The sequence below is a fragment of the Dolichospermum lemmermannii CS-548 genome (assembly GCF_028330815.1).
Classification (GTDB): domain Bacteria; phylum Cyanobacteriota; class Cyanobacteriia; order Cyanobacteriales; family Nostocaceae; genus Dolichospermum; species Dolichospermum lemmermannii.
The window spans coordinates 1-5975 of record NZ_JAQMTJ010000025.1 but is presented as its reverse complement, the minus strand read 5'-3'; the positions used below and the strand labels follow the sequence as shown (position 1 = coordinate 5975).

The 5975-nt window shown below is 41.4% G+C and carries 5 protein-coding genes and 1 pseudogene; all 6 read right to left on the bottom strand.

Annotated elements, in window-relative coordinates:
- A partial coding sequence (locus tag PN450_RS01240; RefSeq protein WP_271835154.1) for a leucine-rich repeat domain-containing protein occupies nucleotides 1-234 on the bottom strand: 234 nt, incomplete at its 3' end.
- 314 nt (nucleotides 235-548) lie between these two features.
- Complete coding sequence (locus tag PN450_RS01235) at nucleotides 549-1238, bottom strand: J domain-containing protein (protein WP_148766169.1); 690 nt, start codon at nucleotides 1236-1238, stop codon at nucleotides 549-551.
- Nucleotides 1239-1253: 15 nt separating this feature from the next.
- Entirely contained in the window at nucleotides 1254-2216 is a 963-nt protein-coding gene (gene cysK / locus PN450_RS01230) for a cysteine synthase A (RefSeq protein WP_271835152.1), read from the bottom strand.
- Nucleotides 2217-2233: 17 nt separating this feature from the next.
- Nucleotides 2234-2671, bottom strand: coding sequence for an RrF2 family transcriptional regulator (locus PN450_RS01225; RefSeq protein WP_148766173.1), 438 nt, complete (start codon nucleotides 2669-2671; stop codon nucleotides 2234-2236).
- 169 nt (nucleotides 2672-2840) lie between these two features.
- The gene (locus PN450_RS01220; protein ID WP_271835148.1) at nucleotides 2841-4589 is read right to left on the bottom strand and encodes an iron uptake porin; all 1749 of its coding nucleotides are present in this window, start codon (nucleotides 4587-4589) and stop codon (nucleotides 2841-2843) included.
- A gap of 1103 nt (nucleotides 4590-5692) precedes the next feature.
- Nucleotides 5693-5975 (bottom strand): annotated as a pseudogene (locus PN450_RS01215) (photosystem II D2 protein (photosystem q(a) protein)); the annotation flags it as partial.

Genomic DNA, 5975 nt, shown 5'->3' with positions numbered 1-5975 from the left:
TGGCAATGTTGTCAGTTGATTGTTTCTGAGGTCAAGCAACCTCAGATTGGAGAGTTGGGCAATGGCTTCTGGCAATGTTGTCAGTTGATTGTTTCTGAGGTCAAGCAACCTCAGATTGGAGAGTTGGGCAATGGCTTCTGGCAATGTTGTCAGTTGATTGTTACTGAGGTTTAATGTAGTTTCTTTGTTTCTAGCAGCTTTTTCAATGATTTGCAGCAGTTCTTGATCAGTCATGGCTAGACACCAACAGAGAAGAAAAAAGATTAGTATAAATCATATAGCATTTCCTAGTCTAATTAACTACAAAATTATCTGCGTCCATCTGCGTCCATCTGCGTTTAATTATTTCCGCTTCTAACCCGATAGAATGGGAATTATTATATTGTTAAAAAAATAAGCAATATTTCGGTTTAATAGATAAGTAAGTAAACGGAAAAAACCATAACAAAAAGTCAAATTGCCCAAAACCTCTTCCCTGTTATCTTGTCATAACGACAATTTTCAACCCCAACCTACTTAGTAATTAAACGACTCCTACGATCATCTCATCAACTCACCGACTCTTGCGCTTCCCGATACAATCTTTTAGCTATCCGAAATAACTCTTGTCCCGTGTGCAAATAGCGATGATCATAGCTTAATGGGAAGTACGCTAATTCCTCTATTCCATCTCCCACTTGACTCATACAATAGTAAATATGGGCTGCTGCTGCTGCAAAACTAGCAGGATTTGGCAAAGAACGAAACTTAATTTGTGCGTCCTTCAAATCTTCCCGACAGGATGCTAAATAATCTTGAAATTCGTCTAAAAGATCATCATCAAAAGGATCGGCGGCTAACTCCTCAATTTGTGATTCTAAAGAATTAAGAATTGTACAAAGTATCCGATTTACTGGTTTATAAACTAAACGTATCCATTCCTCAATATTTTCATCAATATCTTTTCTAGTTTTCCTCGCTGCTTTGTAATCTTGTTGGGCAGATTCTGCTCGTTTTTGGCGAACATGATGAAATTGTTGCTGACTGTGACGAAGTTTTTCATCATAATCAAGACGACTTTTACTATCACTTAAAACCTCATAGGCAGCATTAACACGAATAATTTGCTCATTATCTGTAATGTCTTGATTACTATCAGGATGAAAAATTTTCACCAAGCGGCGATAAGCTTGTTTGATCTCCGCTTGACTGGCATGATTACTAACTTTGAGGGTATCGTAGTGGTTAAAATCGGACATGAATCCAATAGATTGTTAATTGGTACTAGTTGCGGTTTTCGCTTCTAGGTCTTGGAATAAAGGTGTACTTAAATATCTCTCACCGAAACTAGGCTGAATCATCACAATTAAGCGTCCCTGATTTTCTGGACGTTGGGCGACCCGAACCGCCGCACAAAGGGCTGCACCAGTGGAGATTCCAGACAATAATCCTTCCTCCCTGGCTAATTTGCGACCAAAGGCGATCGCATCCTCATCAGTAACCGTAATTACCTCATCAATCAATTCTAACTTTAACACTTGGGGAATAAAACCCGCCCCAATGCCCTGAATTTTATGGGGACCCGGTTTACCTCCCGATAATATCGGGCTATTAGCTGGTTCTACAGCGATCGCCTGAAAACTCGGTTTCCGGGCTTTCAAAACTTCCGCCACCCCAGTAATCGTCCCCCCAGTCCCCACACCCGCCACAATCATATCTACCTGACCATCCGTATCCTCCCAAATTTCCTCCGCCGTAGTTTCCCGATGAATTTGGGCATTAGCCGGATTGCGGAACTGTTGCAACATATAAGAGTATGGTGTTCTATCCACAATCTCCTGCGCCCGCCGAATCGCCCCACTCATCCCCGCAATTCCCGGCGTGAGTTCCAATTGGGCCCCATAAGCCCTTAACATCGCCCGCCGTTCCGCACTCATCGTTTCCGGCATTGTTAAAATTAATTGATACCCCTTGGCCGCCGCCGCCATTGCCAAAGCAATGCCCGTATTTCCCGATGTTGGTTCCACCAGAATCGTCTTCCCAGGGGCAATTAATCCTTCCTTCTCAGCCGCAGTAATCATACTTACCCCAATGCGGTCTTTCACCGATGACGAAGGGTTCATACTTTCCAATTTCACGAGAATTGTAGCCACACAAGCTAATTCTTGAGGAATCCGGTTTAGCTTAACTAGAGGTGTCCGTCCCACCAACTCCGTAATATTTTCAACAATCCGCATGATAAATTTTTATGCCTTCAAATGTAGTACATGATATCCAACTGCTTCCGGGAATCCCGTTTTTCACAAAGATCCTGAAGCGAATAATTTTGTAACACTGAATTTGCCGCCTGACGTGCTTCTTGCCAAATTTCTGACACCACAGAATTATCTAACCTTGTGGGATTAGTATTTTGTTCACCAGTCTGCACATCTAAACCTTCCAAACATTCTAAAATCTCAAAGATACTAATTTTCCGAGGTTCTCGCGCCAATAAATAGCCGCCTTTTGAACCCCGTTGACTTTTAACTATACCCCCCCGCCGCAAAGTTGCTAACAGTTGTTCCAAATAGCGATCAGGTATCTTTTGTTGCAGAGCGATTTGCCGAATTTGCATCGGTTCACCGTTTTCGTAATGAGTAGCCATCTCTAATAACGCCAAAATTGCGTATTCAGATTTACATGATAGTTCCACAAGTAATAATCCAAGATGAAAGTTGAAGCATGAAGTTGAGCAAAACCTTACAGTTAATCTCTTTTCCAGTATACTCCGGTTCTTAACTGGGGTTTTTCTCTCCACAAAAAAACCCCGCCATGAGGCAGGGTCAAATCACGTTGAAACTTATCAACAAACTTTTAACTATTTAGAAGCTAAAAGTTGTTCTGAGTGTACCAACAAAGGCATCATTACTGGTATTATTTTGTCCAGGAGATGTCATCCAAATAACTCCAGGAGTTACGGATACATTTTCAGAAACGCGATACTTATAGAAGCCTTCCACTTGGTATGGAGTCTCTCTACCAGTCGCACCTAGTGAGTAAGGTTGAGCGCCACCGAAGATACCCAAGACGTTACCTTTCTTACCAAAATCAGGTAAAGCTAAACCTGCACCATAGCTCCAAGCTTCTTTATCATCATTAGCTCCAAAGCCTGTAATATCATGGTAGGAAACGAAACCACTCAAAGAGAGTTTATCGCTAGGCTTGATAGCTGCGGAAATACCGTAGGAGTTGCTGGAAGAGGCACTAGCAGCACCTGTTGCCGAATTAACGCCTAAAGTATTCGCTTGTGCAGTGCCTACTAAAGCACCACCATCAAATCCTGAATCAAATAAGGTGCTACCTGCTTTTTGATAACCATGCACATAGGTTGCAGCCAAAGCAACGCGATTACCAACATTAAAGTTCAACTGACCTAAAGCCGCATAGTTACCGTCGAACAAGCCATTACTTGGGGCAGGACTAGCAGCATTTGAGACCGAGTTATTTGAAGCCAAGTAACCTAATGTGATCGAACTTGGTTTCAAGAAACTACTACCAGGTTTACCAAACGGGACATTCAAGGCAATACCAGAACCACCACCAATCCGGTAGATGGGGTTTTCAGAAGCAAAGGTACTTAAAGCCCCCTTACCACCATCTGTTTTATCAAAGAAGTAAGGATTGTTAACAGCCGCATAATCACTATGTTGCCCACCACTAGCTGAAAGATAAACTCTTGCAGGTCCTAAAGGAGCTTCATAAGTTAATTTGTCAATTTTAACGCTGTTAGCAGGACTAGTGCTACCGACTTCAAAGGTTTGCTTACCAACTCCACCAGCATTAATAGGATTACCAGTTTTATCTCGGAGACTAAAGCCTGTGGCATTACCAGCAGCCAAACGGGTTGTTAATATATCTCTACCCGTAAAGCTGGTTTCCAAGCCTAAACGGACTCTATCTTGGAATACTGCCCGGTTAGCTTTGCCTGTCTCATTACTAAAAGCATCAGTGACAGCAAAAATAGCCTCACCTTTTAATTTAGTGGTAGTAGAAAATTGATGTGCTTCTAATTCAGCAGTCCGGCCTTCTAAAGCATCTACCCGGCCGCGTAAGGTTGCCAATTCCGCAGAAAACTCTTCTTGCAAACGCTGTAATGTTGCTAGATCCTGTTTTGTCACCATATCAGCCGTTGCTGTGGCAATCAATTCATTCACACGATCTAAACAAGCATTCAAACCAGCCGCAAATTCGTAACGGCTTAAAGCCCGATTACCACGAAATGTGCCATTGGGATAACCCGCAATACAGCCGTAGCGTTCAACCAAGGACTGCAAAGCTTGGAATGCCCAATCTGTAGGTTGCACATCAGAGAACTGGGAAACTGATGTTACCTGATTTATGGAAGTATTGTTCTCGTTGCTGTAGCGGTTGACCTGAGCTAAAACTTGAGCTTCTTTGGTTTCTGTCGCCAATACTGCTGGCTGTTGGGAAACTTCTGCTGTAGAGGAAGTTTCAATTGATGATGCTCCCTTGGTGGTACTTGGTGCGGCTATCGCTGTTGAAGATACTAACAACGCTGCTCCCAAAATTGCTGGGCTAACCACCAGGGATTTCCACAAAATATTAGACATTTTTCCTTTTCTCCTCACACCTTATATGGATAACATGAGTTCGCTATAGCTAACTGTTTACAAACGCGAAGTCTTGTTGAAACCTGTGTAATAGGCATGGCTGACACCAATTCCACAATCATAGCTTTCACAAGGCTAACAATTGATTAATTAATCGTTAAACTTCCATGCAATTAACTTATGCAAAAACTTTCTGACCATATCCTGCCATTATATTATAGTTTTTTCTAATAATCAACATAAGATTTTTTGATTAAGTAGATGTCAATTTTTCTAGTAGTATATTATCAGTTACACCAAGTAGATTTGACTTCTTTAAACTCATATCGAACTTTTCTTACACTGAAGATTAGCGAATAAGCTTCGGCATTGAAGAATTTAGAGAGGTTTTGAAATATACTTTCAATCAAAACCTTTCCACATTAATTATCATTTGTTCGCAATGGGTGTTTTGTTTTCACTCCAAAAACCTGACAAATATAAATGATAGGCGATCGCTAACAAATGTTCCACAACAATAATTTACGTTGGTAATTGTTGTCAGCAAATATCTAAGTATTGTCTTATGCTACTGGTTAAAAATTACTACTTAGTACCATAAAACAAAATCAAAAAATTAGATCAAACAAGCTTTTTCGGCTTTTTAAATAGTTAATTCACTGACTCGGTTGTGTACTGGTTTCAACCAAAAACCACCCTTAAAAACTATCCGCCCTGATTTAGATCAGATAATCTAAATCAGGGCGGTCTAGCGGGTCTTCAAGTTGCAACCAGACTGCCGGAAGGAACTCCGATGTTAAGCCTAGTTAGTTGAGCTAACTTAGTATCTCAAGAGAACTAAAGCTAACTTTTAGAGAACAGCCCCGGCACACAGCCGGCTAACTGCAACTTGATGACCCATGGGTATACTACTTTCTATCATGGGCATCACCTCCTTGTTGCCTAAATGGTCTTAGTTTCAAAAGGGGCAAAGCAAAATGCTTTGGGTTTTTAACCTGAGACTACCATAACACAATCACAAAAATTTGCAATACCTGAATTTAAATTTCTGCCATAAAAAAACCCCTACCAATAGGTAGAGGCTAACTCAAAAATGATGAATTTTAAAGAGCGTTACCGCGTGGTAATACTTCTTCTGGGAATACGAACTGTTCGTGGGGTTGATCTTGAGGAGCCATCCAAGCGCGGATACCCTCGTTTAGTAAAATGTTTTTGGTATAGAAAGTTTCAAACTCTGGGTCTTCTGCTGCCCGTAATTCTTGGGAAACGAAGTCATAAGCCCGGAGGTTTAATGCTAAACCAACGATACCAATGGAACTCATCCACAAGCCTGTCACAGGGACAAACAACATGAAGAAGTGTAACCAACGTTTGTTGGAGAAAGCA

Excerpts from the sequence above, each read along its gene's own strand:
- PN450_RS01235 (WP_148766169.1), bottom strand. The coding sequence starts at position 1,238 with ATGTCCGATTTTAACCACTACGATACCCTCAAAGTTAGTAATCATGCC.
- cysK (WP_271835152.1), bottom strand. The coding sequence starts at position 2,216 with ATGCGGATTGTTGAAAATATTACGGAGTTGGTGGGACGGACACCTCTA.
- PN450_RS01220 (WP_271835148.1), bottom strand. The coding sequence starts at position 4,589 with ATGTCTAATATTTTGTGGAAATCCCTGGTGGTTAGCCCAGCAATTTTG.